The sequence below is a fragment of the Ureibacillus suwonensis genome, from assembly GCF_042655065.1.
GTDB lineage: Bacteria > Bacillota > Bacilli > Bacillales_A > Planococcaceae > Ureibacillus > Ureibacillus suwonensis.
Genome location: NZ_JBHSNQ010000056.1, coordinates 1 through 1,264, shown reverse-complemented (window position 1 = coordinate 1,264; position 1,264 = coordinate 1). Strand labels below are relative to the sequence as shown.

At 49.9% G+C, this 1,264-nt stretch carries 9 tRNA genes and 2 rRNA genes; all 11 read right to left on the bottom strand.

Annotated elements, in window-relative coordinates:
• Positions 1-162: 162 nt before the first annotated feature.
• Positions 163-238: transfer RNA gene (locus tag ACFPOH_RS06860), tRNA-Ala, on the bottom strand.
• A gap of 10 nt (positions 239-248) precedes the next feature.
• A tRNA-Pro gene (locus ACFPOH_RS06855) sits at positions 249-325 on the bottom strand.
• A 15-nt stretch (positions 326-340) separates the two neighbouring features.
• Positions 341-417 (bottom strand) — tRNA-Arg (locus ACFPOH_RS06850).
• A 7-nt stretch (positions 418-424) separates the two neighbouring features.
• Positions 425-513: transfer RNA gene (locus ACFPOH_RS06845), tRNA-Leu, on the bottom strand.
• Between the two features lie 3 nt (positions 514-516).
• A tRNA-Gly gene (locus tag ACFPOH_RS06840) sits at positions 517-591 on the bottom strand.
• Between the two features lie 13 nt (positions 592-604).
• Positions 605-689, bottom strand: a tRNA-Leu gene (locus tag ACFPOH_RS06835).
• Positions 690-698: 9 nt separating this feature from the next.
• Positions 699-773, bottom strand: a tRNA-Lys gene (locus ACFPOH_RS06830).
• 4 nt (positions 774-777) lie between these two features.
• Positions 778-853: transfer RNA gene (locus ACFPOH_RS06825), tRNA-Thr, on the bottom strand.
• Between the two features lie 5 nt (positions 854-858).
• A tRNA-Val gene (locus ACFPOH_RS06820) sits at positions 859-934 on the bottom strand.
• Between the two features lie 8 nt (positions 935-942).
• Positions 943-1,058: ribosomal RNA gene (gene rrf / locus ACFPOH_RS06815) — 5S ribosomal RNA — on the bottom strand.
• A 113-nt stretch (positions 1,059-1,171) separates the two neighbouring features.
• Positions 1,172-1,264: ribosomal RNA gene (locus ACFPOH_RS06810) — 23S ribosomal RNA — on the bottom strand; the annotation flags it as partial.

Below are 1,264 nucleotides of genomic sequence, written 5' to 3'. Positions count from 1 at the left end.
TATTAGGCACGCCGCCAGCGTTCGTCCTGAGCCAGGATCAAACTCTCCATAAAAGAAAAGTTGATTAGCTCAAACTTTTGTCCGTATCCAATCCGCCAACGAGGGTCAACGAATTGGAAAATTTATATCATTAACGTTTCGGTGTTCAGTTTTCAAGGTTCATGGTGGAGCATAGCGGGATCGAACCGCTGACCTCCTGCGTGCAAAGCAGGCGCTCTCCCAGCTGAGCTAATGCCCCAACATAACAATGGTCGGGAAGACAGGATTCGAACCTGCGACCCCTTGGTCCCAAACCAAGTGCTCTACCAAGCTGAGCTACTTCCCGTTCCTTTTGATTTTATGGCGCGCCAGGCAGGAGTCGAACCCACAACCTTCTGATCCGTAGTCAGACGCTCTATCCAATTGAGCTACTGGCGCTTTATTTTGGTGCCGAGGACCGGAGTCGAACCGGTACGGTAGTCACCTACCGCAGGATTTTAAGTCCTGTGCGTCTGCCAATTCCGCCACCCCGGCAATTGGAGCGGAAGACGGGGTTCGAACCCGCGACCCCCACCTTGGCAAGGTGGTGTTCTACCACTGAACTACTTCCGCATAAATTAAAATATGGTGCGGGTGAAGGGAGTCGAACCCCCACGCCGTAAGGCGCTAGATCCTAAGTCTAGTGCGTCTGCCAATTCCGCCACACCCGCAATATTAAATGGTGAGCCATGAAGGACTTGAACCTTCGACCCTCTGATTAAAAGTCAGATGCTCTACCACTGAGCTAATGGCTCATGATGGTGCCGGCGAAAGGAATCGAACCCTCAACCCACTGATTACAAGTCAGTTGCTCTACCAATTGAGCTACACCGGCACGTATGGTGGAGGATGACGGGATCGAACCGCCGACCCTCTGCTTGTAAGGCAGATGCTCTCCCAGCTGAGCTAATCCTCCATCTGATAGCCTAGCGACGTCCTACTCTCGCAGGGGGAAGCCCCCAACTACCATCGGCGCTAAAGAGCTTAACTTCCGTGTTCGGTATGGGAACGGGTGTATCCTCTTTGCCATCGTCACTAGACTATTTAATTTGGAACATGAATTATTATAACACTTTATTAACGAATTACAAGTGTTTTTTTTAAATAATTTTTGTTCCTTCAAAACTGGATAACGGCATTGAAAGCATTTCTTTTGGTTAAGTCCTCGATCGATTAGTATCCGTCAGCTCCACACGTCACCGTGCTTCCACCTCGGACCTATCTACCTCATCGTCTTTGAGGGATC